We start from the raw sequence: 26,731 nt of genomic DNA on the forward strand, positions 1-26,731 counted from the left end.
AAGGGGAATAGAAGATGGTTACATACATTATTCGGAGAACGCTGATGTCGATTCCGATCCTGTTTGGGATTACCATTCTTTCTTTCGCAATCATGAAAGCGGCTCCCGGTGATCCGGTGTCACTGATGGTCGATCCGTCAATCAAACAGGCTGACCGCGAAAAGTTCATCGAAAAATACGGACTGAATGAACCTGAACATATTCAATATTTGAAATGGCTCGGCAATATGGTGCAAGGGGACTTCGGCACATCGATCGTCAGGAAAGGAACGCCTGTTATCGATTTGATTCTGGCCAGGCTTCCCAATACGCTTTTATTAATGCTCGTATCAACGATTTTGGCGCTTTTGATTTCGATACCGCTCGGCGTGCTCTCGGCAAGGCGGCCCTATTCAAAGCTTGATTACGGCATTACGTTTACGTCTTTTATCGGACTTGCCGTTCCGAACTTTTGGTTCGGTTTAATTTTAATTATGGTGTTATCCGTTAATTTAGGCTGGTTTCCGACCGGGGGCGTCATGACGCTGAATTCGGGCTTTAGTTTATGGGATCGGATTCATCACTTAATTTTGCCTGCTTTTGTGCTCGCCACCGCGGATATGGCCGGGCTTACGAGATATACAAGGTCAAGCATGCTGGATGTGTTGCGCCAGGATTTTATCCGGACGGCGAGAGCAAAAGGCTTTAAAGAAAATCGGGTCGTGTACAAGCATGGACTGCGGAACGGACTGCTCCCGGTTGTAACGATTTTCGGACTGATGATTCCATCCTTTATCGGCGGCGCGGTGGTGACCGAACAGATCTTCAGCTGGCCTGGACTCGGGAAGCTGTTTATTGATTCAGCGTTTCAAAGAGACTATCCAGTGATTATGGCGATGACTGTCATATCCGCTGTACTGGTTGTCATCGGCAATCTAATAGCGGACATCCTGTATGCGATCATCGATCCGCGGATTGAGTATTAAGAAAGAGGGGAGTTAATCATGACACAGCCAAATCCACAAGTGCCTTCAGCGGAGATCGGGCTTCAAGAAAACATTTCGCAAAAACCGGAAACGATGACAAAAATCTTTTTCGAGAAGTTTTTCAAAAACAAGCTCGCTGTCATCGGCGGAATTCTCTTGCTTATCATTGTACTGTCGGCCTTGTTTGCACCGCTGATTGCTCCATACCCGCCGGAACAGCAAAATCTGATGAACAAATTAAAAGCGCCGAGCATGGAGCATTTGATGGGAACGGATAAATTCGGCCGGGATATTTTCAGCCGCCTGCTGTACGGCGCACAAATCTCGCTGCTCGTCGGTTTCGCATCCGTCCTCGGTTCGATCACCATCGGAACCGTTGTCGGAGCGATCGCCGGCTATTTCGGCGGAATCATTGATGCCATTTTGATGAGAATCGTTGATATTATTTTATCCATACCCGACATCTTTCTGTTGATCACGCTGGTCACCATCTTTCAGCCGGGCATAGATAAGCTGATTTTAATATTCGCCTTGACGAGATGGACGACGACAGCGCGCCTAGTCCGGAGCGAGTTTTTGTCCTTGAGGTCGAGGGAATTCGTCTTGGCGGCGAAAACGATCGGCACAAGAAATTACAAAATCATTTTTTCTCATATTCTTCCTAATGCGATGGGGCCGATTATCGTTGCCGCGACGCTTTCCGTCGGTACAGTGATCCTTGCGGAATCGGCATTAAGCTATCTTGGATTCGGGGTTCAGCCGCCGATGGCAAGCTGGGGCAATATGCTTCAGGACGCACAGAACTTTACGATCATGATCCAGGCGTGGTGGTACCCGCTGTTCCCGGGCCTGATGATCCTGCTCACTGTGTTGTGCTTTAACTTCTTAGGCGACGGACTCCGCGATGCGCTTGATCCGAAGAATATTAAATGAATATAGAAAATTAGGAAGAGAAAACTAGATATTAACTTGAAAAAATTTGAAAAAAAGTTGACTATTGGAATTTTAGGGTGGTATATTTAAAGTGTAATACAAAAAAAATTTATCTATGTTCTTTAAGGAGGTGAATAAAAATGAAAAATAAAAAAGAAAATCTAGGTAACCGAAATAGTGGACATAGAATTAATGTTCTCTGTTAGTAGATGTATTTAGCCTTTAATGAATGAGGTACCAAAGATGAATAATCATCATAAGTCATAAGTCTTTGGTATCTCACTCTGAACAATTTTCTTAAATTACTTCTGAATAATTTCACCCCAGACCTCTAGGTATATTGATCAAGTTCAATGTACACAACATCCTCAATTTAATTTTTTTCTAAAAAGAATTTAATTGCACACTTAAACAAAAAACTTTGCTCACTTCCTTTAACACCCTTTTAGACAAATACATCAGAGATAGAATATAAAGTTGACTCTAGCAATTTTTTAAAAGCTATAAGGGGGAATACTTTTGTTTAATAGAAACAAAAACCAAATTCATGTGTTGGAAAAGATTAAGTTAAAGCCATCAAGATTTAATATTATACTCAAAAAAAACAATGAAGAAATTAAGCTTTATAATTCTTATACTGGGGAAATTATCAAATTTTCAAATGGAACAAAAGAAAAAGTACTAAATATATTGCATAGAAGAGAAATAAAATTTGAAAAAGGTGATAAGTGGATTGATCTTTTATATAACAAAGGATTTATTGTAAGATATGACACAGATGAGTATAAAAAAGCAACTGCTCAAAAATTTAAGTTATTATCAGAAAATCGAACATTGCATTTAATCCTGTTGCCAAATGAAGACTGTAATTTTCGATGCATTTACTGCTACGAGGATTTTTTAAAAAAGGAAATGAAAACTCATGTAAAAAAGGGGATTTTGAATTTTCTTGAAAAAGAATTGGTGAGCTACAAAAATTTAAATATATCTTGGTTTGGAGGAGAGCCCTTAGAATCTTTTAATGTAATCCAAGAACTGTCTGAAGAAATTAAAGTGTTGTGTAATAAAAATAAGGTAGATTATTTTGCAGATATAACAACAAATGGATATAATTTAGATGAGGAAAAATTTAAGAAGTTAATAGAACTTAATGTTAGTAATTTTCAAATTACTTTGGATGGTAATAGTCAAACTCATGATAGACAAAGAATAAAAAAAGACGGGGGTCCAACATTTAATAAAATTATTGAAAATTTGGTCAATTTAAAAAACACAAGTTATGAATATTCTATACTTCTAAGATCAAATATCAGTAAAGATGTTTCTGAAGTGATGTATGATTATATAGATTTAATGAGAGATTTGTTTAAAGATGATCCTAGATTTTTAATGCATTTTATCCCTGTTCTCAATTTAAAAGGAGAACAATCTAGTAATATTCATTTATGTAATACCAAAGATTTATTTCCCTATTATGAATATGCACAAGAACAAGGATTTAATTTTAATTTTTATAAAGGATTTATGGAGCCTGGGGGTTCAGAATGTTATGCATCAAATCCAAATTCTTATGTTATTGGATCAGATGGGATGGTATACAAATGTACAGTTGCATTTAATAACCCGTTAAATCACGTTGGCGATATTAAAGAGAATGGAGAAATGGAATTATATGAAGAAAGGCTCTCACTTTGGCTTTCCGGAGGAGCTAATGAAGATCCGAATTGCACTAAATGCTATTTTAGACCTGCCTGTCAAGGAAATGCTTGCCCTTTAGAACGGATTGAAGCGGAAAAAACTCCATGTCCGCCAATAAAACAAAACCTTAAGAGATATCTAAACCTTGTAGAGGAGGACTCCATTTATGGGTAAAAAAAAGATGTTGTTAGGGGTTACAGGTACAATTGGTGCAATCAACCTTCCTCAATTTATCTATACTTTACGCGACGAATATGACATAGATGTTATTTTGACAGAAAATGCTCAACGATTCCTATCTCCGCGAGCTATAAGGCCTTTTGTTCAAGGAGTTTATGAGAATGTTTTTTCTGATTGTTCTTCTAAAATCTTACACGTAGAACTAGTAAACGAAATAGATCGTTTCCTTATACTTCCTACTTCTGCGGCTACGCTTTCAAAAATAGCTAACGGAGCTGCCAATGACCTTTTAAGTTTAAGTGTACTTAATTATTCAGAGGCTATATATATTGCTCCAAACATGAACAATGAAATGTGGAATAATCCTGCTGTACAAAAAAATGTAAAAATTATAAAAGAGTTCGGGCATATTTTTGTTAATACTACCAGCTTGGGAATAAAAGCATCAAGTGGGGAAATTGTTCAAACTGAAGCGGGGCTTCCAGATCCTGATGAACTTTTGAAATTGCTAAGTGAAAAAGGAACCGTTTTATCAAAAAGCTAAACAGTCCTGTTAAATGAATAGAGGTATTAACGATGTTAAGCGTATTGAAAAATAAAAACTTTTTATTCTTGATATTGGGGCGTTTGGTAACCAATATTGGGGACAGTATGTATACAGTTGCGGCAATGTGGCTTGTGTTTGATTTATCAAAAAGTACATTTTATTCCGGATTAGCTGGTTTTTTGACGATGTTCCCAACTGTTTTGCAATTTTTAACAGGTCCGATTGTTGATAAAGTCAGATTAAATAAAGTTTTGGTTTGGAGTCAACTCATTCAAGCTATTCTGGTGTTGATTATTCCGTTTTTTTATTTCAGTGGATATTTGAACATTTGGATCATCATGATGATTATGCCTCTTATCGTATTCATTGAGCAATTTACTTATCCTGCGCAATCTGCCGCACTGCCTAAAATCATCAAAAGTCAAGATCTGGTTAAAGCAAACTCAATTATGTCATTTTCATATCAGGGTACAGATATTATATTTACTGGTATTGCAGGTATTGTGATTGCTTCGGCAGGAGCTATAAGCATATACTTAGTTGACTCTTTCACTTTTTTGTTAGCGGCGCTGTTTTTTAAGTGCGTAAAATTAGAACAAAAAAATGAGATAGAACATAAGCCCCGATTCCACTTCAAAAAAGTCATACACAATTATACAACGGATATAAAAGAGGGATTTACACTCATTCGTCATTCCCTCATTCCAAAAATCCTCTTGGGCTCGATGATTTCCAATTTCATGCTTAGTGCGACGATTGTGATTTTGCCAAGCTTCTCTTCGATTAGAGGAGGAGAAGAATACTATGGATATTATTTGGCTTCCATGTCATGCGGTTTACTGTTAGGTTCAATATTCGCAACAGTGTTTGGCCGATTCTCGATAGGATCACTTACGATATACGGATTTTTCATTTCAGGGGTTTTATGGAGTATTTCGGCGATCGCCACCTCTTCATACATATCGATTATTTTATTTGGTTTGTCTCAAATATCCATCGGCGTGACAAACGTCATTTTCATGTCCATTTTGCAAAGCATACTGCCGGAAGAGTTTATAGGGAGAGTTTTTTCTTTTATCGCAAGTTTGACAAGCATAGCAGCTCCTTTTGGATCTTTGCTGGGAGGGTTTACCGCGTCATTGATCGGCAGCGATAAGGTTTTCTTTATAGGAGGAATTGCCATGCTGTTTGTATCTGTTTATTGGGTGTTTCAGTCTTCTTTAAGATCAATTCCTTCATCAGAAAAAATAAACGCTAAAGAATACAGCTTTTTTACAAACGTGTTGAATAAATAATGTGTGAATTGCTTCATTCAGTCATCATGATTTTGCCCATTGTCTGGACTCCGCGATGCGCTTGATCCGAAGAATATTAAATAAAAAGCTGAGGGGTGCCGCCCTTGGCTTTTTTTGATCGCAATTGCCATAATCTCAGCCGGTTGGAATAAATTCCTTCCCCCTTGCCTATACTGTGGACAACAGTTTTTATTAAAAGTGAGGGGTTAGAAATGTTATTTCTTCATGATGTGTGGGTGAATTGGTTTGAGGGAGAAGAAAATGGCTACAACGTCTGCCACTTTCATGAATGGCGGAAGGAAGACAGTGTTGAATTGCTTGACCAGGTGCCTTTGTTAAGGGTGTCGTCTGTTTTGTTTCACTACATAGAAAATGATTTGTCAGAGCTTCCGGCCGAATTATTGAACGATGTTCATCAAAAAGCATATATTCGCAAAAATCATGAGCGGACACAGCTTGATCATTGTTTCGTCGTAACGGACGGCATCGGTATTCTTGCGGTCGATACGGCCGGTTATACAATACCGGTAAGAAAAAGCCGCCTCATCCCGAGACAGGAGCAGCTCGTTTATGAAATGGTGAAGGACGTTGAAGAGGAAACTTACGATTTTGCACCAGAGAAGCTGCAATCTTCCAAGGAATACCACATTTTATCCTTATCACCGGAGCATGTCAGAGGATTAACGAGAAAAGAACGCCAGCTCAAACAGCTGCTGTTCATGGCGCTCGATCAGCTCAAAGGGCTCCAAAACCGGGCCGAGATCGCCTATTGGTACACCGAATGGAACCCGTATATGTATGAACAGATCAAGCGCATGACATTTGAAGAAATTTGGGACATGCTTTTCAATGAGACGATCGACGGATGGTCAGACAAGCACAGGGACTTTTGTGAAAATTTGATTAAAGGACAGCCGTTTTTTGAAAAGCTTTGGGAAATTGAGAATGAGTCTAAAGTCAACTAAATTAAAATAAAGACTGCCGAGAGTGAGGCGGTCTTTTTATTTGGAAAAGCGGAAATTCTATATTAAAAAATAAAAAATGTGAGCTGTCTTTCTGACAAAGCGGTCAACGAAGGACTGAAGACATGTGTCTTGAATTATTTATTATAGAAATATCGTGGTCTGAAGGCAATTGTATTCGGAGCGGCGGCTGTTCTCAATGAAAAACACCTTCCGATTCGAACAATCGAAAGGTGTTTTTTGAATCAGCGTCTTTTTCGGCCGAGCCCCATTGCATTTTCCATTTTTTTCAGCATCTTGTTTGCGGTTTGATTTGCGCGTTCTGCGCCTTCGTCCAAAATCCGGTCCAGCTCTTCAGATTCGATCAATTCGTGGTAGCGGTCTTGAATCGGCTTCAGCGCGCCGATGACGACTTCGGCAAGGTCTGATTTAAATTCGCCGTAGCCTTTGCCTTCGTATTTCGCCTCAAGCTCTTCGATTGAGACTTGTCCGAGAATCGAATAGATCGTCAGAAGGTTGGATACACCGGGTTTGTTTTCTTTATCATATTTGACGATTCCGTCGGAGTCCGTGACAGCGCTTTTGATTTTTTTCTCGAGCTGCTTTGGATCATCGAGCAGGGTGATGAACGATTTTTGGTTCGGATCTGATTTGCTCATTTTTTTGAGCGGATCGGCAAGCGACATAATGCGGGCGCCGACTTTCGGTATTTTAACCTCCGGAACCGTGAAGATGTCATTGTATTTCTTATTAAAACGCTCCGCCAAGTTCCGGGTTAATTCAAGATGCTGCTTCTGATCTTCGCCGACAGGGACGACGTCTGTTCCATAAAGCAGGATGTCCGCCGCCATTAATGGAGGATATGTCAAAAGCCCGGAGACGACGGCTTCTTTTCCGGCTGATTTATCCTTGTACTGCGTCATGCGCTCAAGCTCGCCGATGTAGGCGACGCACTGAAGCATCCATCCCGCCTGGGCGTGTGCAGGCACTTCCGATTGGATAAACAGCGTCGCTTTTTTCGGATCGAGGCCGACCGCCAAATACAGCGCGGCAAGGTTCCGGATGTTCTTTCTCAGCGCGAGCCGGTCCTGCGGGACTGTGATCGCGTGCTGATCGACGATGCAGAAGTAACAGTTGTAGTCATCCTGCAAGTCGACAAACTGCTTCATCGCTCCGATATAGTTGCCGAGGGTGACAGAGCCGCTCGGCTGGATACCGGAAAAAATCGTTTTTTTCATGTGAATCCCTCTCTTTTCATTTCAAAATAAAAAGGCCCACTCTTCCCTCAAAAGAAAAGGGACGAATGAACCGTGGTGCCACCCTGATTATTTCATTATGGTCAAAATGAAATCGCTCTAGACGTTTGTAACGGAGTCTTCTCCGGCTGAGCCTACTTATCCGTGTTCGGTCAGCTGCTCAGAAGCCCATTCCACATTCGCCATTATCCGCTCCCAGCACCGCGGACTCTCTTTAAATGGGGAGAAATGTGTACTCTTCTTCTTCATCGCATGTTATTCATAATTTTATTATATATAAATTTTAAATGAAAGTCGACAACCCCGGGGAAAAGAAAACGAATACCGGGCTGAATAAAGTTGGCGCGGCATCGTTCGGTTCGATATAAAGAATGGCGAATGTTATACGTGTAAAACGTTTTAACATGTAAAACATTAACTTTCCTTTTAATGTGGTTACGCTTTAAAACAGAGAAGTGTATTTGTACATTTGGTAGAAAACCTGACAATCATAAATAGTTTGAATAAAAAAATAATTGAAAATTAATATTGCAATAAATTATTCTATTAATTATAATGAATTTGTTCACCTCGGTGTTACAGGTTTCTTACATAACAAATATTCAGAAAAGACGAAACAGAGGAAAAAGTATGGCAAGTGGGCCTATTACTTTTTTATGATAAATCTGAATGTTCAGGAGTAAGGAACTAAAAAAACAAGAAATTGGGGGGGTTTCTCTTTGAAAAAGCGTTTGTCATTTATCAGTTTAATGCTCATTTTCACACTCGTCCTCAGCGCCTGCGGCTTCGGCTCAAGCTCCGGTGACGGCGGTAAAAAAGACAGCAAAGGGAAAGACACATTAAATGTCAACATTAAAACAGAACCGTTTTCACTACATCCGGGACTCGCAAACGATTCGGTGTCTGCAAACGTGCTTCGTCAGACTTTTGAAGGATTGACGACCATCGGCAAAGACGGAAAGCCGGTTGAAGCGGCAGCCGAAAAAATCGAAGTCAGCGACGACCAGAAAACATACACATTCACGCTCCGCGACGCGAAATGGTCAAATGGAGATCCTGTAACAGCAGAGGATTTTGAATACGCATGGAAATGGGCGCTCGACCCTAAAAACGAGTCGCAATATGCGTATCAGCTTTACTACTTAAAAGGCGGAGAAGCGGCGAACACCGGCAAAGGGAAAATTGAAGATGTCGGCGTTAAAGCTGTTAAATGATAAGACTTTAAAAGTCGAGCTTGAAAAACCGACACCGTATTTTACTGAACTGACGGCATTCTACACATATATGCCAGTCAATAAAAAGGTAGCAGAGAAGAATCCGAAATGGTACACAAACGCAGACGAGAACTACGTATCTAACGGACCTTTCAAAATGGCGAAATGGAAGCACGGCGGTAACATCGTGCTGGAGAAAAACGACCAGTACTGGGATAAAGACGCTGTTAAGCTGAAGAAAATCAATATGGCGATGGTCAACGATCCGAACACGGGTCTGAACATGTACAAAAAAGGCGAGCTTGACTTTGTAGGGCAGCCGCTTGATCAGATTTCAACGGACGCGATTCCAAGCCTGAAAAAAGAAGGCCTGCAAATTGATCCGTTCGCATCGGTTTACCTGTACAAATTCAACACTGAAGCGGCTCCGCTTAACAATGTCAACATTCGTAAAGCACTGACATACGCGATCAACCGCGAAGCGATCGTCAAAAACATCACACAAGCGGAACAGCTGCCTGCGATGGGATTAGTGCCGCCGGCGGTCCACGGCTTTGAATCCAACAAAGGCTATTTCAAAGACCATGATGTCGATAAGGCGAAAGAACACTTGGAAAAAGGCTTGAAAGAGCTCGGTTTGAAAAAAGCGTCAGACCTTCCGAAAATCACGCTTTCCTACAACACGGATGAAGCGCACCAAAAAATCGCTCAAGCCGTTCAGGAAATGTGGAACAAGGAACTGGGCGTAGATGTGGAATTAGGCAATGAAGAATGGAACGTTTACATCGATAAGCTCCATGCCGGAAACTATCAAATCGGCCGTTTAGGCTGGACCGCCGACTTTAACGACGGGATGAACTTCCTTGAAACATACCGCGACAAAGAAGGCGGAAACAATGATACGAACTGGGAAAACGCGAAGTATAAAGAGCTGCTGAATAAAGCATCAAGAGAAACTGATTCAGCGAAACGCATCGAGCTGATGAAAGAAGCGGAAAGCATCATCATGGATGAGCTGCCGGTCGCACCGATCTACTTCTACACAATGCCGTATCTTCATGATGAAAGCTTAAAAGACTTTGTTCTGACCGGTACAGGTGAGATCTATTTCAAAACCGCGCATTTTGAATAAAATTGCATGAAAGTATATGGGGCTTAGACTTTCCCCCCATATACTTTTATTTATGAAAAGAAGTTAATAGACTGAATATTCGGAGGTGTGTAAAATTGATTAAATATTTAGGCCGTCGTCTTGTTTATATGTTAATTTCTCTCTGGGTTATCGTAACAGCTACCTTCTTCCTGATGAGAGCGATACCGGGCGGACCCTTTTCAGGCGAGAGGAAACTTCCCCCTGCAATTGAAGCCAGTCTCAATTCCTACTATGGTTTAGACCAGCCTCTTTTTAAACAATATCTCGATTATTTAGTATCGGTAGCAAAGTGGGATTTCGGGCCGTCATTTAAATATAAGGGACAAACTGTGAACGACTTGATCAGCTCAGGGTTCCCGATTTCTTTTACACTCGGATTGGAAGCGATTTGCCTTGCGCTCGCTTTCGGCGTATTGTTCGGCGTGATCGCCGCGCTGAAGCGAAACAAGTGGCAGGACTACACAGCGATGATCATTGCGGTTGTCGGGATCTCTGTGCCGAACTTCATCATGGCCGCGCTTCTCCAATACGTGCTGGCAATGAAGCTGGGCATGTTTCCTGTCGCGCAATGGGAGTCATGGGGACATACTGTGCTTCCTGCAATCGCTGTTGCCTCGATGCCGATGGCGTTTATCGCCCGTTTGACGCGCTCCAGCATGCTTGAAGTGTTGAGCAGCGACTATATCCGCACGGCGCGTGCAAAAGGTTTGAGCACATCAGCCGTTACGTTTAAGCATGCGATACGAAATGCCATCATGCCGGTTGTTACATATATGGGCCCAATGGCGGCGTCCATTTTGACAGGAACGTTTGTCGTCGAAAAAGTCTTCGGTATACCAGGACTCGGCATGCACTTTGTCACAAGCATTACGAACCGAGACTATACGGTGATCATGGGCGTTACCGTCTTCTTCGGGGCAATCTTGCTGCTTTGCGTCTTGATTGTCGATCTTTTATACGGCTTAATTGATCCGCGCATTAAATTGTTTGGCGCTAAGAAAGGGGAGTAAGAGGATGCAGCAAATACCAAAAGACATGTTTGAACCTGCAGCTGTTGACCATAGCGAAGCCGAAAAGATCTCAAAGAAAAACCTTTCTTTTTGGACAGACGTATTCTTGAGATTTAAAGAAAACAAGCTGGCGCTGTTTGGACTGGTGGTTCTGATCCTGATCGCTCTGATGGCTATCTTCGCGCCGGTGTTCTCAAGCTTTCAATATGAAGAAACAGATTTAACGAATGCGAACCAGCCGCCAAGCGGTGAGCACTGGTTTGGAACAGATGACCTTGGAAGGGACGTATTCGTCCGTACATGGGTCGGCGCCCGCATCTCGCTGACAATCGGACTCGCTGCTGCGCTGATCGACGTTTTGATCGGTGTGATATGGGGTGCGATTTCCGGCATCAGAGGCGGACGTACGGATGAAATTATGATGAGAATAGCAGATATTTTATGGGCGATTCCTTCTTTATTAATGACCATCCTGCTGCTCGTTGTTATGGGAAAAGGCCTGATCACGATGATCGTGGCGATGGTTATTACGGGCTGGATCAACATGGCGAGAATCGTCCGGGGCCAAGTACTCCAGCTTAAAAATCAGGAGTTCGTACTCGCCTCAAGAACATTGGGAGCGAAAAACTCGCGCATTATCAGAAAGCACCTGCTGCCCAACATCATGAGCCCGATCTTGGTCACCATGACATTAACCGTTCCTACGGCTATTTTCTATGAGGCGTTTTTAAGCTACCTCGGCCTCGGGGTTCCGCAGCCGCTTGCAAGCTGGGGAACGATGGCAACAGACGGTGTTCAGGGATTGGAATACTACCCTTGGCGCCTGTTCTTCCCGGCTACTTTTATCTGTCTGACCATGTTTGCATTCAACGTTATCGGCGACGGACTGCGCGACGCTTTAGATCCGAAGCTGCGTAAATAAAGGAGTGAGAAAGATGAAACACTTACTTGAAGTGAAAGATTTAGCCATTTCTTTTAAAACATACGCCGGAGAAGTACAGGCGATCCGCGGCGTCAACTTTCATGTTGACAAAGGAGAGACGCTTGCGATCGTCGGTGAATCCGGATCAGGTAAAAGCGTCACTTCACAGGCAATTATGAAACTGATTCCGATGCCGCCGGGCTATTTTAAAAACGGACAAATCTTATTTGACGGACAAGACCTGGTTCCGAAAACGGAAAAAGAGATGCAGTCGATCAGGGGAAAAGAGATCGGCATGATCTTTCAGGATCCGATGACTTCTTTGAACCCTACAATGAAAGTCGGCCGCCAAATCACAGAAGTGCTGTTTAAGCATGAAAAAATCTCAAAAGAAGAGGCCAATAAGCGGGCGGTAGAGCTTCTCAGCCTTGTCGGAATTCCGATGCCTGAACGCCGCGTCAACCAGTATCCGCACGAATTCAGCGGCGGGATGCGGCAGCGCGTCGTCATCGCAATGGCGCTTGCGGCCAATCCAAAGCTTTTAATTGCGGACGAACCGACAACGGCTCTTGATGTGACGATTCAGGCGCAGATTTTAGAGCTGATGAAAGACCTGCAGAAAAAGATCGAGACATCCATCATTTTTATTACGCACGATCTCGGCGTTGTCGCGAACGTCGCCGACAGAGTCGCCGTCATGTACGCGGGACAGATTGTGGAGATCGGTACGGTCGACGAGATTTTCTACAATCCGAAGCATCCGTATACATGGGGGCTGCTGGCTTCAATGCCGAGCCTTGACAATGACGGTGATGAGGAATTAATGGCGATACCGGGCTCTCCGCCGGATTTGACCAATCCGCCGAAGGGCGATGCCTTTGCGTTAAGAAGCCCGTACGCAATGAAAATCGATTTTGAACAGGAGCCGCCGATGTTTAAAATATCTGATACACATTATGTGAAGTCATGGCTTTTGCATCCGGATGCTCCAAAAGTCGAGCCTCCGGCGGCTGTCAAAAGCAAGATGAAGGAGTTTAAAAATCAGTATGAAAAACCGGTTCAAGTGAAAGAAGGTGAATGACATGGCAGAAAAACTGCTCGAAATCAAGAATTTAAAACAGCACTTTTCAACGCCGAAAGGGATTGTAAAAGCTGTTGACGGAATCTCTTTTGACATTTACAAAGGGGAAACGCTCGGTCTTGTCGGAGAGTCCGGCTGCGGAAAGTCGACGACCGGCCGTTCGATCATTCGTTTGTATCAAGCGACTTCCGGAGAAGTCTTGTTTAAGGGAAAGAATGTCCACGACAAAAAGTCTGCCAAGGACCTTCTCGAATTCAACCGGAAGATGCAGATGATTTTTCAGGACCCGTATGCATCCTTGAATCCGCGGATGACGGTTGCCGACATCATCGCAGAAGGTATTGACATCCACGGTTTGGCCAAAACGAAAAAAGAACGGCTTGAGCGCGTTCATGAACTCCTCAATCTCGTCGGCTTAAATAAAGAACACGCGAACCGCTATCCGCACGAGTTTTCCGGCGGACAGCGCCAGCGGATTGGAATCGCAAGGGCGCTGGCGGTCGAACCGGAATTCATCATTGCCGATGAACCGATCTCTGCACTGGACGTGTCCATTCAGGCGCAAGTCGTCAATTTAATGAAGGATTTGCAAAAGGAAAGAGGACTGACATACCTTTTCATCGCTCACGATCTGTCGATGGTCAAATATATCAGCGACAGGATCGGCGTCATGTATTTCGGGAAGCTTGTTGAATTGGCGCCGGCAGATGAATTGTATGAAAATCCGCTTCATCCGTATACACAATCATTGCTTTCCGCCATTCCTCTGCCTGATCCGGATTATGAGCGCACGCGCGTGCGGAAGACGTATGATCCGTCCGTCCATCAGCTGAAAGGCGACGAACAGATGGAGCTCCGCGAAGTAAAGCCCGGCCATTTCGTCATGTGTACAGAGGAAGAATTTAAAGCCTATCAATCCAAATAAACGAAGCAGGAAGACAGCCGTCACAAGGCTGTCTTTTTTGATGCAGAACCACAGCCGGCAATTTTTTTGAGAAAAAATTTGAAACCTTAGCGTAAGACAACCGTCTTAGTATATGTAGGTAACATGCTCAGCTTCAATGAAGCTCCTTTCTAAAAAAGATTTTGTTTAAACTAAAAAGAAAGCGGGTATATCTAAAGTGTGAAATTAGAACATCCATAAGGAGCAAATCAATGAACTGGTATGAGAAGCTTAGCGAGTATTTCCCTATTGAAGAAATGAAATCAAAAGAGCATATGGAAGCATTGTTAAAGGAACAAAACGATATTTACCATAAAGAAGAAGGCCGTCATCATGTGTTGATGTACGCCGAATTCGACTCTTTTATTTTCATCGACTATTTATTCGTTTCTAAAGACGCACGAGGACAGGGACTTGGATCCAAGCTGATTGAGAAGCTGAAAAAGAAAAACAAACCGATCCTACTCGAAGTTGAGCCCGTGGATGAAGATGATGCCGATACGGCGAAACGTCTTAAATTTTATCAAAAGGAAAACTTTAAACACGCTGAGTCGATTGGTTACCGCCGCCGGTCACTCGCAACCGGCAAAGTGAACAAAATGGAGATTCTGTATTGGTCTCCAAAATCAAACACAGAGAAAGAAGTGTTTGACGCGATGAAAGAAACGTACGAAAAAATCCATACATACAAAGATGAAAAATGGTATGGAGAATCTTATGAAGATGTGGATGACGTCCTTACGATTGTTGACGATCATAAACAGAAGAACATTTTCGATGAATTAAGCTAAATGAGAATAAGACCTGGCATAAAAAAGCAAAAGTCACTGGATTGTCAAAAAATTTCTGTTACAGACTGTTCACACTTACTTTTTTATAGTATAATACTCAATAAAGATTACTTTTTTAGAGTTATTTCAATTTAAGAATACGCTAATTTCATTCTACTTTTTAAGGAGTGAAGCAATATGGTTACATTATATACATCCCCAAGCTGCACGTCTTGCAGAAAGGCGCGCGCATGGCTAGAAGAACATGATATTCCGTTTACGGAAAGAAATATTTTTTCAGAGCCTTTATCAATTGATGAAATAAAAGAGATTTTACGAATGACGGAGGACGGAACAGACGAAATTATTTCAACTCGTTCCAAAGTGTTCCAAAAGCTGAACGTCAACCTTGAAACAATGCCGCTTCAAGAGCTGTACCAGCTCATCAATGAACATCCGGGCCTTTTGCGCCGTCCGATCATCATTGACGAAAAGCGCCTGCAGGTTGGATACAACGAAGACGAAATCCGCCGCTTCCTGCCGCGCAAAGTGCGCACATTCCAGCTTCGTGAAGCGCAGCGTCTTGCAAACTAAAAGAAGGCTGAATTTTTCAGCCTTCTTTTAGTTGTAGACAAAATCGTTTAGATTTTGTCAACTTTTGATTCAGCGTGATCCGAAAACCTTTGCAGTCTAGGAAGGCCGAGCATCGGAGCGCAGCGAATGTTGGAATTCGTGAGCACCGACGCGCAGGCCCTGACAACGAATGCGAGGGTTTGTCGGCACGCTGAGAAGGCTGAATTTTTCAGCCTTCTTTTTTTAATGCTTTTCACTCGTCTGTTCATAATAAATACTGGCTAAAATCACAAAAATAACCGTAAGGACGGGCAGCAGCATTTCGAGGGTGCTGTGCTGCGCCATAAAGGAAGACAACTCCTGCTCCCTGACGATCATTTCGCCGCCAGTATAAGCCAGCAGTCCGCTTCCTGCGTATATTAAGAGCGGAAATTTGGCAAGAGCCGCTTGAATCAGCCTGCTGCCCCAAATGATGACCGGAACGGAGACCATCAGGCCGACAACGACAAGCATCAGGCGTCCGTGTGAGGCTCCGGCGACCGCAATCACATTATCAAGGGACATGAACAAGTCGGCAATCACGATGATGCGGATCGCCTTAAATAAAGATGTCCCGCCTTTGACATGCTGGGCATCTTTTTTCTCAATCAGAAGCTGATATCCTAAGTACAAAAGGAAGATTCCTCCGATAAATTGCAGATAAGGAACCGCGAGCAGGTATACTGCTGCCATGGTTAGCGCGATTCTCATCATGATGGCGATCAATGTGCCGATGATGATCGCTTTTTGCCTTTGCCGGGGAGGCAAATGACGGCTTGCCATTGCAATCACAACAGCGTTGTCGCCGCCAAGTATGAGATCGATTCCGATGATCACAAGGAACGACATCAGTATATCGTGTTCCATCCACTGGCACCTCGCTTTGCCTTTGCATCGGGACTTGCTAAAAAGGCCCCCGCATTAATAGCTGCTGCTTGTACAACTAATATATGAAGCGGGCCGGAAAATATGTTAGCTTGACCTTGGAGGCGTTTTTATTTCTTTTCCGCCTTTTTTATCATAAAATAGAAAATAAAGATTGATCAGGGATAAGGTTAAGAAGTGGACGTAATGGGTAAAGTGTAGTAAAGTACAATTAATTGGGAGCTTAGTTATCCCTTCAACATCTTACAAAGAAGGGAAGGTTGGCAAATGGAAATCGAAAGAATAAACGAACACACGGTTAAGTTTTATATTTCCTACGGTGATATCGAAGACCGCGGGTTTGACAGAGAAGAAATTTGGTACAATCGAGAACGCAGTGAAGAGCTTTTTTGGGAAATGATGGACGAAGTGCACGAAGAAGAAGAGTTTGCCGTTGAAGGCCCCCTTTGGATTCAAGTGCAGGCCCTTGACAAGGGATTGGAAATCATTGTGACAAGAGCTCAGTTGTCCAAAGACGGACAAAAGCTGGAACTGCCGATTCCTGAAGATAAAAAACAGCATGTAGCAGAAGAAAGCCTTGATGCTTTGCTTGACGACTTTCAAAAAGAAGAGCAGGCAGAAGAGCAGAAACTGCAGTTTGTTTTAAAATTTGACGATTTTGAGGATTTAATCTCACTGTCAAAAATGTCTGTCAGCGGTTGCCAAACGACATTGTACTCTCATGAAAACCGCTATTATTTATTCGTGGATTTCAATGAACTGCCTGATGAAGAGGTGGAAAACCAGCTGAGCATTCTGCTGGAATATGCTTCAGAATCAAAGATGACGATTCATATGCTGAAAGAGTATGGAAAACTGATTGCAGCGGATCATGCTCTTCATACAATAAAAAAGCACTTTGCATAAAAAAGCCGGTTTCCTTTGAAGCCGGCTTTAACCTTCTCCGTTACGGGGAAGGTTTTTTTGTGAACTTTATGAACAAAAAGAATATTATGCAGTTAAACTGTGCAGGAAAAGACGAGGAAGCTATAATGAAAGCGATTACAATAAAGGGGGAGCACAACATGACAAAGAGGGGCAGATGTTACGGCTTTACGATTTTACTTGTGTTTGCGCTGATTTTGGGAGGATGCGGCGGAAACACGGCTTCAAATAAAGCCGCGAATGAAAAAGACTTTAAGCCTTCGAAAGCAATCGAGGTCGTCGCGCCTGCCGGAGCCGGCGGGGGATGGGATACAACGGCCAGAACGATCTCGAAAATCATGGGTGAAGAAAAATTGATTGAAAAGATGGCTGTCGTCAACAAACCGGGCGGCGGTGGAGCGTCCGGATGGTCGTATGTCCACCGCAAAAAAGGCGATAATCATACGTTGTTTGTTACATCACCGCCGATTTTGTTCGTGCCTTTAAACGGACAATCCCAGTACGGCCACAATGATTTTACGCCGATTGCAAGCGTGATTGCCGATTACGGAGCGTTTGTCGTTCATAAAGATTCGCCTTATCAGTCGATGACAGACCTTGTGGATGCGCTTAAAAAAGATCCGAAAGCAGCTTCTATTGTAGGGACGTCTTCTCCTGGAAGCATGGACCACATGCAGTTTGTCAGCGCTGTTCAAAAGGCGGGCGTTGATGCGAAAAAGCTGAAATATATTACGGCTCAAGACGGCGCAGGGATGAGCATGCTGCTCGGCAAAAAAGCCGACGTCTACTCGACGGGTGTCGGTGAAGCGGCCGAACAAGCGCGAGCCGGAAAAGTCAGAGTGCTGGCCATCACCGCTCCCGAACGCATGAAAGGAGATACCGTCAAGGATTTCCCGACTTTAAAAGAGCAGGGAATCGATGATGAATTTACGGTTTGGAGAGGATTTATGGGACCTCCGGGAATGAGTAAGTCCGCCGTAAAGTATTATGAGGAAAAAATCAAAGAGATGATGGAAAAAGACAGCTGGAAATCGATTCGGGACAGCTATGGATGGACGGATAACTTTATGGGCCATCAAGAATTTAAGGACTATCTTGACACTCAATATAAAGAAATGAAAGCGCTCCTTGATGAGATTGGATTGGGCGACAAATAAAACGGTCTCCGCGCGCGGGGTTGCCGGTACGCAGAGCCTAAAAGCCCCGCCCGGCACAGCCCGCGACCGGCATGCTGAAATCGAGAAAGGCTGGTGTAAACCATGAGAATCACAAACCGGGCCGTTTCTGTCATCATTTTGGCTGTAGCAGCCATTTACCTGGCGCTCAGCTTTAATTTAGACAGCTATCCGTACGCGGTGATCGATGCGGATGTGCTGCCGAAAAGTTTAGGCATATTGCTTCTCATATTAGGCATATTTCTGTTTTTTGAAAAAGATCAAAAGGATACAACGGTGAAAAAGCTGTTTCAGCTGCAGAAAAAAGACGTTAAGGTCATGATGCTTTGTGTTGTTTCTCTGTTGATCTACATTTCCGTTTTAGAATTCATCGGATTTTTGCTATCTACTGTGATGCTGCTGCTCGTTTTGCCCGCGGTGTTGGGATATCGGAACTGGAAAACTGCTGCGATCGTTTCCCTGGTTTTCAGCAGCACAATTTATTTTTCATTCAATTATGTACTCAACATCATGCTTCCGCAGGGGGTTATGCCTTTTTAATCGAACATAAGGAGGGAAGTGAATGTTAGGTATTTTATACGGGTTTCAGGTGGCGCTGACTCCGCAGAATATCATGTTCGCTTTTATCGGAGTGCTGATCGGGACGATTATTGGGATGCTGCCCGGGCTCGGGCCGATCACCGCGATTGCCATTATGATCCCATTAAGCTATGGAATGGATCCGGCCTCCGCGTTAATTTTGATGGCGGGTGTCTATTACGGAGCGGTCTTTGGCGGTTCAACATCATCGATTCTGTTAAATGCCCCCGGAGTGGCAGGCACTGTCGCGACATCGTTTGACGGCTATCCGATGGCAAAGCAGGGGAAAGCGGGGAAAGCCCTTGCCATCGCTGCAATTTGCTCCTTTGCAGGCGGAACGATCACCGTAGTTGCGCTGATGCTCGTCGCGCCGACAATGGCAAACATTGCGGTGACATTTGGGCCGACAGAATATTTTGCATTGATGATGCTCGGCTTGGTGGCAATTTCGAGCCTTTCCGAAGGATCGACGGTCAAAGCGCTGAACTCTGCGACATTGGGCTTTATGACGGCTACCATCGGGATTGATCCGCAGACGGGGACCGAACGGTTTACATTCGGTGCGGCAAGCCTTCTGGAAGGAATCGATTTTCTGATCGTGGCGCTCGGTTTGTTTGCACTTGCTGAAGTTGCGTTTTTAATCAAGACGCGGAACAAGCCGATGACAGAGGGAGCGTCTCAGGTCGGCAGCCTGAAGGTGACGAAAAGCGAAATGAAAGAGATTTCGGGACCGATCGCAAGGCATTCGGTCATCGGATTTCTGCTCGGCATCCTGCCTGGTGCAGGAGCGACGATTGCATCATTTATTTCTTATATTACGGAGAAAAGAATCTCAAAACATCCCGAAACGTTTGGCAAGGGAAATATTAAAGGAGTCGCAGCTCCTGAGACTTCGAACAATGCGGCAACGAGCGGCGCATTCGTACCTCTCCTGACACTCGGGATTCCCGGATCAGGGACAACGGCCGTCCTGCTCGGCGCACTTTTGGTCGTCGGCGTTCAGCCGGGGCCGCTCATGCTTACGGATCATCCCGACGTGTTCTGGGGCGTGATCGCAAGCATGTATATCGGCAATTTATTTCTGCTGATTTTAAATTTGCCGTTAATTCCTTTCTTGTCAAAAATTCTTCTGATTCCGAAGCAGCTTTTGATTTCGCTCATATTTGTTTTCTGCCTGATCGGCGTCTACGCTGTGACATTTAATGTCGTACACCTTTATATTCTCGTGTTCTTCGGAATTCTCGGATATTTTATGAGAGTGCTGTCTTTTCCAGCGGCTCCGTTTATTTTGGCTTTTATTCTCGGAAGTTTGATGGAAGAGTCGTTCAGACAAGCGATGACACTGTCATCAGGAAGCCTGTCCGTGTTTTTTGAAAGTCCCGTCACAATCGGTTTATTGATTACGGCTCTATTGTCTCTCATCGTGCCGCCGATTTCCCGGGCAATGAAGAACAGAAATAAAAAGTCGATCGATTTGGAAGGCTAAGCTGTCGATGTCCGGAACGCTACGTTTCCGGACTTTCATTTTTTACGGGCTTGTAGCGCCGTTCGGGCCGCCCGACGGTTCCATAGTAAAGTTCTGTTTTTACATGCTTTTCGGCAGCTAAAAATTCTAAATAGCGCCTTGCGGTCGTCCGGCTGACACCGATGGTGCGCCCGAGGCTTTCGGCGGTGATGCCATCGCTGTTTTCGCTTTTGTTTAAAACGCCGGCTACTTTTTTCAGCGTCAGTCCGTCGATTCCTTTCGGATAATCGGCTTTAGCAATTTGTTCTTTCGTGATGCTCCGCCTTTTTGCCATCAGGCTGTCAACGTCTGTCTGGTCGATTGAAGACATTTCATTTACTTTGAGCCGGTAAGACCGATAGTTTAACAGCGTTTCTTTCAGCCTGGAAAACATAATCGGCTTGATCAAATAATCGACGGCTCCCGCGCGAATCGCCTGTTCAACATATTCGACTTCCTTAGCCGCCGTAATCATCATGACGTCTGTATGCCTGAGCGTTTGTCTGATCAGCCAGAGAAGCTCCATGCCGGAGCCGTCCGGCAGAAAAATGTCGAGCAGGACAAGGTCGGGCTTCACGTCCGGAAGCAAATCTTTTGCATCTTGAAAATTTTCCGCGATTCCAATGACAGAAAATCCATCAATTTTGCTGATCAGTTTTTGGTGGATGTCAGCGTTTCTGATGTCATCCTCTACGATAAATACTTGTAATGCTTTCATAGGTCAGTCCCCCAGCGTTTCTCTATTTTGGTATCACGACAGTAAACAATGCTCCGCCAAGGTCGCTTTTGTCCGCTTTAATTTGCCCGTTTAACGCATTGACGGCTTCTTTAACTAAAAAGAGGCCGAGGCCGCGGTGGTTTGCCGTTTTTGTCGAATAAAACTTTTGAAAGATCCGCTCCTGTTCCCCCTCGGGAATCCCGTCTCCCGAGTCTTCGACTTCAATTAATATGTGATCTGCACCGTCTGACAAAAAGACAAGGATGCTGCGGTCTTTTTTGTGGGAAACGGCGTCAAAGGCATTCTCAATCAAATTTCCTAAAATCGTAATGAATTTTCCCTTATCCATTTCGTCCGGCAAAGCGTTCAATTTTGAGCTTTCATCAATTTCCAGGTTGATGTGCAGCTCTTTGGCACGGTTGACCTTACCCAGCAGCAACCCGGAAAGAAGCGGATCTGGAATCGAATGGATGAGAAATTGCAGCATATCCTGATGGCTTTTATTCTCTTTTTGGATCAACTCGAGTGCTTCAGGATAGCTTTCCAGCTGAATCAGTCCCGCGATTGTATTCAGCTTGTTTGAATATTCGTGGGTCTGGGCTCTCAGACCTTCCGCGTAATGCGAAGTTTGCGCCAGCTTTTTGGAGAGTTCGTCAATATCCGTCTTTCTCCTGAAGCTCGCAACGGCGCCGCGGATTTTTTCGTTTTCGAAAATCGGCACTCTGTTGACGATTAATTCTTCGTTTCCGATCGTTAATTCCTGATCTTTTTGCGCCGTTTTCGTTTTCAGCACTTCGGGGAGCAGCGTATCCGGAAGAAGCTCGGAAATCGGTTTGCCGAGCCACTGATCTTCGCTTTCGACACGAAGCAGCTCACACGCTTTTCTATTCAAAAGCGTGATTTCTTCATGTTTATTGATGGCGATCAAGGCCTCGTGCACAGATTCTGTAATCGCCTGCTTTTCAGTATATAATTGATTAATTTCATAAGGCTCAAGGCCGAAAATGGACTTTTTGACATTGCGGGAAATATAGACGGCTCCCAAAATCCCCATCAGCACGACAAATCCCAATAAAAATATGAATTTTGACTGATATTGATAGACGATGTCCTGAATATTTTCTATTAAAAAACCGACTGAGATGATGCCGACGATTTCGCCGTTTTCATTATGGATCGGCGCTTTGCCCCTGATGGCCGGGCCAAGCGTGCCGACGGCTTCCGAAACGTATGCTTCACCTTTTTCAAGGGCGCGCCGATTGTCTCCGCCGACCATTGGTTTGCCGATTTTTCCAGGGTCCGGATGAGCATAGCGAATCGCATCCGCCGAGCCGATCACGATGTATTGCGCACCGGACTGTTTTCTCGCATTTTCTGCAATTGGCTGAAGGGTTCGAGACGGATCGTCCGTTTCAAACGCTTTCTGAACGGAAGGCATGTGGGCGAGCGTTTTCGCCATATCGAGCGCTCTGGCCTGGATTTGTGTTTTTAAAGAATTTTCTAAAATAATTAAATAGAGGCCGCTCATGACAGAAAGCAAGAGCAAAAGCAGGGTAAGAATCAGCAATGTGAGCTTGGTGGTCAGCTTCCGTTTGATGTCAAAAACTCCTTTTCTCAAAATTTCGAGTTCTATAATACTACTTTATATAAAATCGGCCTGGATTTGAAGCGTTTTCAAATAAAGGAAAGCTCCCGCCAATGTTGAATACTAGATCAAACAGGAAGGAGAGATAATATGTTCAGTGCAATGATCGATCAAGGCGGGACCATCTGCCTTGCCGACGGATACAAAGCCGAAGATCTCAAGCGATTGAGAAAAAGACATGCATTTTACTGCCCGGTGTGCCGGTGTGAACTCGACCTGAAAATCGGTTCCGTCAAGCTTCCGCATTTCGCTCATAAGCCGGATGCAGCATGTCCGGTGCCCCATGAACCGGAGAGCCCCTATCACCTGAAAGGAAAGCGGCTGTTGTACGAATGGCTTGGCAGACAAGGACTCCGCCCGGTGCTTGAACCGTATTTGCAAGAGATCAGACAAAGGCCCGATTTGCTGCTGGAACACGGAACCCGCCAGGTTGCGGTTGAATTTCAATGTGCGAATCTCAATGCCGCAGCGTATCGCAAAAGGACCGAAGGCTTTCTCAGACTGGGAATCGAGCCCGTATGGATTCTCGGCGGAAACCGGATAAAACGCTTGACGGGGGATTTATTTCAGCTTTCGCGGTTTCACTGGCAGTTCATTCAGAAAAGCGACAAGCCCCCAAAGCTCCTGTTTTTTTGCCCCGAACAAAAGGCTTTCATCATCCTCGAACACCTCATTCCCTTTCAAACAAACAAAACATCCGCATCCTTGCGCTTTCTTCCTCTTGCTGAAGCAAGCTGGCGTAATGTAACAGAACGAGAAAGCCGTTCGCCTCTCCAGCTCAAAGGCTGGAAAAAGAACATCCTCAGCTTTCGGATGTCGGCCGTGCGTTTTTTATCAAAAGAAACGAAGCAGATTGCCGCCCTCTTTTATGAAAATCATCAGCTTCCGCTCCCGTTTTTTCCCTCAGAAGCCTTTCTCCCGGTGCTGTCAGGCTATATTTTTGCCCACCCGGTTTATGTATGGCAAGGGTACCTTTTTTTATTTATAACGAAGCATGATACATTTCGCCTGCAGTCTGCGCTTCACTATATGGACTGGCTCATCAAGGGCAAAAGGCTGAAGCTGAGATGGAGCGGGCGGCAAACGGCTGCGGATGCCGTCGGTGAATACATTTGTTTTTTGCATAAAAAAGGATTTTTGGTGAGGAAAGAGGAATTTTATTATTCCGCGGGTTCTTTTGTTCCGGAGCCGCGGTTAGAGGCGCTGTTAAAAAGGGATGAACATTATTTTTCCGAATGATTATCAAGCCTTTCGTTCAATCTAAAGAAAGGAAGGTGGTGTCCGGACTGTTTCAGATCAAAAGATATGTATTTTATTTTTTAACGGCGGGATTTTGTGTCTTTTTTTTCGCATATGATTTGACAAAAGACGGTGAAAAAACAGAAGATAAACACAATACAAGTTTATTGGATAACAATGGACTTGGAGTAAAGAAAGCGAGGGGATTGACAGTGGCTGAAGAAAAAAAATCGAAGAAACTGCCTTCAAGAGAAGAGGTGAAGCAAGAAGACACGTGGAGACTGGAGGATATCTTCCCGTCAGATGACGCTTGGAACGAGGAATTTCAAGCCGTTAAAGAACTGCTGCCCAAGCTTTCCGAATTCAAGGGCAAGCTCGGCCATTCCGCCGATGATTTATATGAAGCGCTGACTTATCAGGATAAGGTGATGGAGCGTCTCGGGAAGCTGTATACTTACGCTCATATGCGCTATGATCAGGATACGGGAAATTCTTTTTACCAAGGTCTCAATGATAAAGCGGCGAACCTCTATACTCAGGCTGCGAGCGCCACGGCCTACATGGTGCCGGAAATATTATCGATTCAGGAAGAAAAGCTTCAGCAGTTCCTGTTGGAAAAAGAGGAATTAAAGCTTTACTCACACGCTCTCGAAGAAATCAATAAAGAGCGCCCTCATGTGCTTAGCGAGGAAGAGGAAGGGATTTTGGCCGAAGCGTCTGATGTTCTTTCATCTCCTTCCAATACATTCGGCATGCTGAATAACGCCGATATGGAATTTCCGGAGATCACCGATGAAAACGGAGAAAAGGTGCAGCTCACACACGGCAATTATATCACCTTTTTGGAAAGCGAGAACCGCGATGTCCGCCGCGCGGCATTCAAGGCCGTTTATGAAACATACGGCCGCTTTAAAAACACGCTAGCTTCCACGCTCAGCGGAGCTGTGAAAAAAGACAACTTTTATGCGAAGGTTAAACATTATAAATCGGCGCGGGAAGCTGCCTTGTCGCGCAACAGCATTCCTGAAGAAGTCTACGACAATCTTGTCAGCACGATCAACAAGCATCTCCCGCTTCTTCACCGCTATGTTGAGATTAGAAAAAAAGTGCTTGAGCTTGATGAAGTGCACATGTATGACCTGTATACCCCTCTGGTCAAGGATTCTGGAATGAAAGTCACTTACGAGCAGGCAAAGGACTATATGCTGAAGGGTCTGGCGCCTTTGGGGGAAGAATATTCATCCATCCTGAAAGAAGGATTGAACAACCGCTGGGTCGATGTGTATGAAAACAAAGGAAAACGAAGCGGCGCCTATTCTTCAGGAACTTACGGAACCAATCCGTATATTTTGATGAACTGGCAGGACAACGTCAACAATCTGTTTACGCTCGTCCATGAATTCGGCCATTCCGTGCACAGCTACTATACGAGAAAATATCAGCCTTACCCGTACGGTAACTACAGCATTTTCGTAGCCGAAGTTGCTTCTACGACGAATGAAGCGCTGTTGGGAGAATACCTGCTGAATACAATCGAAGATGAAAAACAGCGGCTCTATATTTTGAATCATATGCTCGAAGGCTTTAAAGGAACGGTTTTCAGACAGACGATGTTTGCCGAATTTGAACATGAGATCCATGTCAAAGCCCAGGAAGGGGAACCGCTGACACCTGAGCTGTTAACGAGCATATACTATGATTTGAATAAGAAATATTTCGGAGACAATATTGAGATTGATAAGGAAATCGGTCTTGAGTGGTCAAGAATTCCGCATTTCTATTACAATTATTATGTATATCAGTATGCGACAGGCTTCAGTGCAGCTCAGGCGCTCAGCCAGCAGATTTTAAAAGAAGGCAAATCGGCTGTTGACCGCTATATTGAGTTCTTGAAAGCTGGAAGCTCGGATTATCCGATTGAAGTGCTGAAAAAAGCCGGCGTCGATATGACGTCTTCAGAGCCGATCGAAGCTGCGTGCAAAAAGTTTGAAGAGCAGCTGAATGAAATGGAAGAACTCCTGCAAAAAGTCAATCATTCATAAAAGGCGTATGCATGAAAGAGGCTGCCGGTCTACCGGCAGCCTTGTTCGCGATGATGTCAAAAACCTTTAAACGTTTTGCGGTGGTTGAGGCGGCTGATCGTAAAAAGGATTGATATAAATAATAGGGGAGACGTAATATAAAGGGGTAGCATATTCATCAAACCTAAAATATTCAAGACGAAAAAAAATAAAATTGATGCAAGTCCCAAAATGATCTGAAGCATAAAAACCCTCCTAAGGACTGATAAAATATTAAGGGGGCGACGAAGCGCAATAAGACCGGCAAAACCGGGCGCCAGTCCGCATAATTCGGGGTTTGGCAGCGTGCGTCGGGCTCGTTTTCTTTGTTACTTTGATCATATGATGGACATCTATTATTTATGTTTTTGTGACAAAAATGTGAAAACTAATGAAATCAGTTGTCAAAACTCGACATGATTTGATATTATAAAGATGTGAAATTGATCACAAACAAACAT

At 44.1% G+C, this 26,731-nt stretch carries 23 protein-coding genes, 2 pseudogenes and 1 other annotated feature; of the genes and pseudogenes, 20 read left to right on the forward strand and 5 right to left on the reverse strand.

All coding sequences use genetic code 11. The features are described 5' to 3' along the window. The first annotated feature begins 14 nt into the window (after window positions 1-14). The 6 genes from H7F26_RS12670 to H7F26_RS12695 all read left to right on the forward strand — a co-directional run bounded on the left by H7F26_RS12670 (window position 15) and on the right by H7F26_RS12695 (window position 6,583). Window positions 15-965: an ABC transporter permease gene (locus H7F26_RS12670; protein ID WP_009328840.1), complete on the forward strand. Its 951-nt coding sequence runs from the start codon at window positions 15-17 to the stop codon at window positions 963-965. An 18-nt stretch (window positions 966-983) separates the two neighbouring features. Then, a complete protein-coding gene (opp4C, locus tag H7F26_RS12675) occupies window positions 984-1,898 on the forward strand; it encodes an oligopeptide ABC transporter permease (RefSeq protein ID WP_009328839.1) in 915 nt (304 codons plus the stop codon). Between the two features lie 519 nt (window positions 1,899-2,417). Beyond that, entirely contained in the window at window positions 2,418-3,770 is a 1,353-nt protein-coding gene (locus H7F26_RS12680) for a radical SAM/SPASM domain-containing protein (protein ID WP_009328838.1), read from the forward strand. Then, on the forward strand, window positions 3,763-4,320 hold the full coding sequence (locus H7F26_RS12685) for a flavoprotein (RefSeq protein WP_009328837.1): 558 nt from the start codon (window positions 3,763-3,765) through the stop codon (window positions 4,318-4,320). Before H7F26_RS12680 ends, H7F26_RS12685 begins: the two co-directional genes overlap by 8 nt. 32 nt (window positions 4,321-4,352) lie before the next feature. Further along, window positions 4,353-5,618 carry an MFS transporter gene (locus tag H7F26_RS12690; protein WP_009328836.1) on the forward strand — a complete coding sequence of 422 codons (1,266 nt, stop codon included), beginning with the start codon at window positions 4,353-4,355 and terminating at the stop codon, window positions 5,616-5,618. A 212-nt stretch (window positions 5,619-5,830) separates the two neighbouring features. Beyond that, window positions 5,831-6,583: a YjbA family protein gene (locus tag H7F26_RS12695; protein ID WP_017474221.1), complete on the forward strand. Its 753-nt coding sequence runs from the start codon at window positions 5,831-5,833 to the stop codon at window positions 6,581-6,583. 242 nt (window positions 6,584-6,825) lie between these two features. Here the strand turns inward: H7F26_RS12695 and trpS are convergent, their stop codons facing one another. Then, window positions 6,826-7,818 (reverse strand): tryptophan--tRNA ligase, encoded by a 993-nt coding sequence (trpS, locus tag H7F26_RS12700; RefSeq protein ID WP_185855185.1) that lies wholly within the window; start codon window positions 7,816-7,818, stop codon window positions 6,826-6,828. Window positions 7,819-7,872: 54 nt separating this feature from the next. Continuing rightward, window positions 7,873-8,094 (reverse strand) — a binding site (T-box leader). A 461-nt stretch (window positions 8,095-8,555) separates the two neighbouring features. Here trpS and H7F26_RS12705 point away from each other — a divergent pair. The 7 genes and pseudogenes from H7F26_RS12705 (at window position 8,556) to spxA (ending at window position 15,523) form a co-directional block, all read left to right on the forward strand. Beyond that, a pseudogene (locus H7F26_RS12705) lies at window positions 8,556-10,182 on the forward strand (peptide ABC transporter substrate-binding protein). Window positions 10,183-10,277: 95 nt separating this feature from the next. Next, window positions 10,278-11,213 (forward strand): ABC transporter permease, encoded by a 936-nt coding sequence (locus H7F26_RS12710; RefSeq protein ID WP_003180611.1) that lies wholly within the window; start codon window positions 10,278-10,280, stop codon window positions 11,211-11,213. A 4-nt stretch (window positions 11,214-11,217) separates the two neighbouring features. Next, window positions 11,218-12,135: an ABC transporter permease gene (locus H7F26_RS12715; RefSeq protein WP_003180613.1), complete on the forward strand. Its 918-nt coding sequence runs from the start codon at window positions 11,218-11,220 to the stop codon at window positions 12,133-12,135. A 13-nt stretch (window positions 12,136-12,148) separates the two neighbouring features. Further along, on the forward strand, window positions 12,149-13,216 hold the full coding sequence (locus H7F26_RS12720) for an ABC transporter ATP-binding protein (protein ID WP_003180615.1): 1,068 nt from the start codon (window positions 12,149-12,151) through the stop codon (window positions 13,214-13,216). A 1-nt stretch (window position 13,217) separates the two neighbouring features. Further along, window positions 13,218-14,141: an ABC transporter ATP-binding protein gene (locus H7F26_RS12725; RefSeq protein ID WP_011197769.1), complete on the forward strand. Its 924-nt coding sequence runs from the start codon at window positions 13,218-13,220 to the stop codon at window positions 14,139-14,141. 230 nt (window positions 14,142-14,371) lie between these two features. Further along, complete coding sequence (locus H7F26_RS12730; protein ID WP_003180619.1) at window positions 14,372-14,950, forward strand: GNAT family N-acetyltransferase; 579 nt, start codon at window positions 14,372-14,374, stop codon at window positions 14,948-14,950. Window positions 14,951-15,127: 177 nt separating this feature from the next. Then, a complete protein-coding gene (gene spxA, locus H7F26_RS12735) occupies window positions 15,128-15,523 on the forward strand; it encodes a transcriptional regulator SpxA (protein WP_009328833.1) in 396 nt (131 codons plus the stop codon). Between the two features lie 222 nt (window positions 15,524-15,745). Here the strand turns inward: spxA and H7F26_RS12740 are convergent, their stop codons facing one another. Beyond that, window positions 15,746-16,408: a TerC family protein gene (locus H7F26_RS12740; RefSeq protein WP_009328832.1), complete on the reverse strand. Its 663-nt coding sequence runs from the start codon at window positions 16,406-16,408 to the stop codon at window positions 15,746-15,748. A gap of 175 nt (window positions 16,409-16,583) precedes the next feature. Between H7F26_RS12740 and H7F26_RS12745 the strand changes: the two are divergent. The 5 genes and pseudogenes from H7F26_RS12745 to H7F26_RS12765 all read left to right on the forward strand — a co-directional run bounded on the left by H7F26_RS12745 (window position 16,584) and on the right by H7F26_RS12765 (window position 20,590). Further along, window positions 16,584-16,712, forward strand: a pseudogene (locus tag H7F26_RS12745) (hypothetical protein). After that, entirely contained in the window at window positions 16,694-17,332 is a 639-nt protein-coding gene (gene mecA, locus H7F26_RS12750; RefSeq protein ID WP_009328831.1) for an adaptor protein MecA, read from the forward strand. Before H7F26_RS12745 ends, mecA begins: the two are co-directional and overlap by 19 nt. A 158-nt stretch (window positions 17,333-17,490) precedes the next feature. Next, the gene (locus H7F26_RS12755) at window positions 17,491-18,507 is read left to right on the forward strand and encodes a tripartite tricarboxylate transporter substrate binding protein (RefSeq protein ID WP_011197770.1); all 1,017 of its coding nucleotides are present in this window, start codon (window positions 17,491-17,493) and stop codon (window positions 18,505-18,507) included. 102 nt (window positions 18,508-18,609) lie between these two features. Further along, on the forward strand, window positions 18,610-19,065 hold the full coding sequence (locus H7F26_RS12760) for a tripartite tricarboxylate transporter TctB family protein (protein WP_009328829.1): 456 nt from the start codon (window positions 18,610-18,612) through the stop codon (window positions 19,063-19,065). 22 nt (window positions 19,066-19,087) lie between these two features. After that, complete coding sequence (locus H7F26_RS12765) at window positions 19,088-20,590, forward strand: tripartite tricarboxylate transporter permease (RefSeq protein ID WP_017474220.1); 1,503 nt, start codon at window positions 19,088-19,090, stop codon at window positions 20,588-20,590. A gap of 19 nt (window positions 20,591-20,609) precedes the next feature. Here H7F26_RS12765 and H7F26_RS12770 read toward each other — a convergent pair whose 3' ends face one another. Together H7F26_RS12770 and H7F26_RS12775 are read right to left on the reverse strand one after the other, a co-directional pair. Further along, window positions 20,610-21,326 carry a response regulator gene (locus H7F26_RS12770; protein ID WP_009328827.1) on the reverse strand — a complete coding sequence of 239 codons (717 nt, stop codon included), beginning with the start codon at window positions 21,324-21,326 and terminating at the stop codon, window positions 20,610-20,612. Window positions 21,327-21,348: 22 nt separating this feature from the next. Next, a complete protein-coding gene (locus H7F26_RS12775) occupies window positions 21,349-22,944 on the reverse strand; it encodes an ATP-binding protein (protein WP_017474219.1) in 1,596 nt (531 codons plus the stop codon). A 117-nt stretch (window positions 22,945-23,061) separates the two neighbouring features. On the opposite strand from H7F26_RS12775, the gene H7F26_RS12780 reads away from it, so the two are divergent. After that, window positions 23,062-24,210 carry a competence protein CoiA family protein gene (locus H7F26_RS12780; RefSeq protein ID WP_017474218.1) on the forward strand — a complete coding sequence of 383 codons (1,149 nt, stop codon included), beginning with the start codon at window positions 23,062-23,064 and terminating at the stop codon, window positions 24,208-24,210. 212 nt (window positions 24,211-24,422) lie between these two features. After that, window positions 24,423-26,252, forward strand: a complete 1,830-nt coding sequence (gene pepF / locus H7F26_RS12785; RefSeq protein WP_282334326.1) for an oligoendopeptidase F — start codon at window positions 24,423-24,425, stop codon at window positions 26,250-26,252. A 56-nt stretch (window positions 26,253-26,308) separates the two neighbouring features. Here pepF and H7F26_RS21990 read toward each other — a convergent pair whose 3' ends face one another. After that, complete coding sequence (locus tag H7F26_RS21990) at window positions 26,309-26,476, reverse strand: hypothetical protein (RefSeq protein ID WP_009328823.1); 168 nt, start codon at window positions 26,474-26,476, stop codon at window positions 26,309-26,311. Window positions 26,477-26,731 lie beyond the last annotated feature (255 nt).

The organism is Bacillus sp. PAMC28748, from assembly GCF_014250415.1.
Taxonomy (GTDB): domain Bacteria; phylum Bacillota; class Bacilli; order Bacillales; family Bacillaceae; genus Bacillus; species Bacillus licheniformis.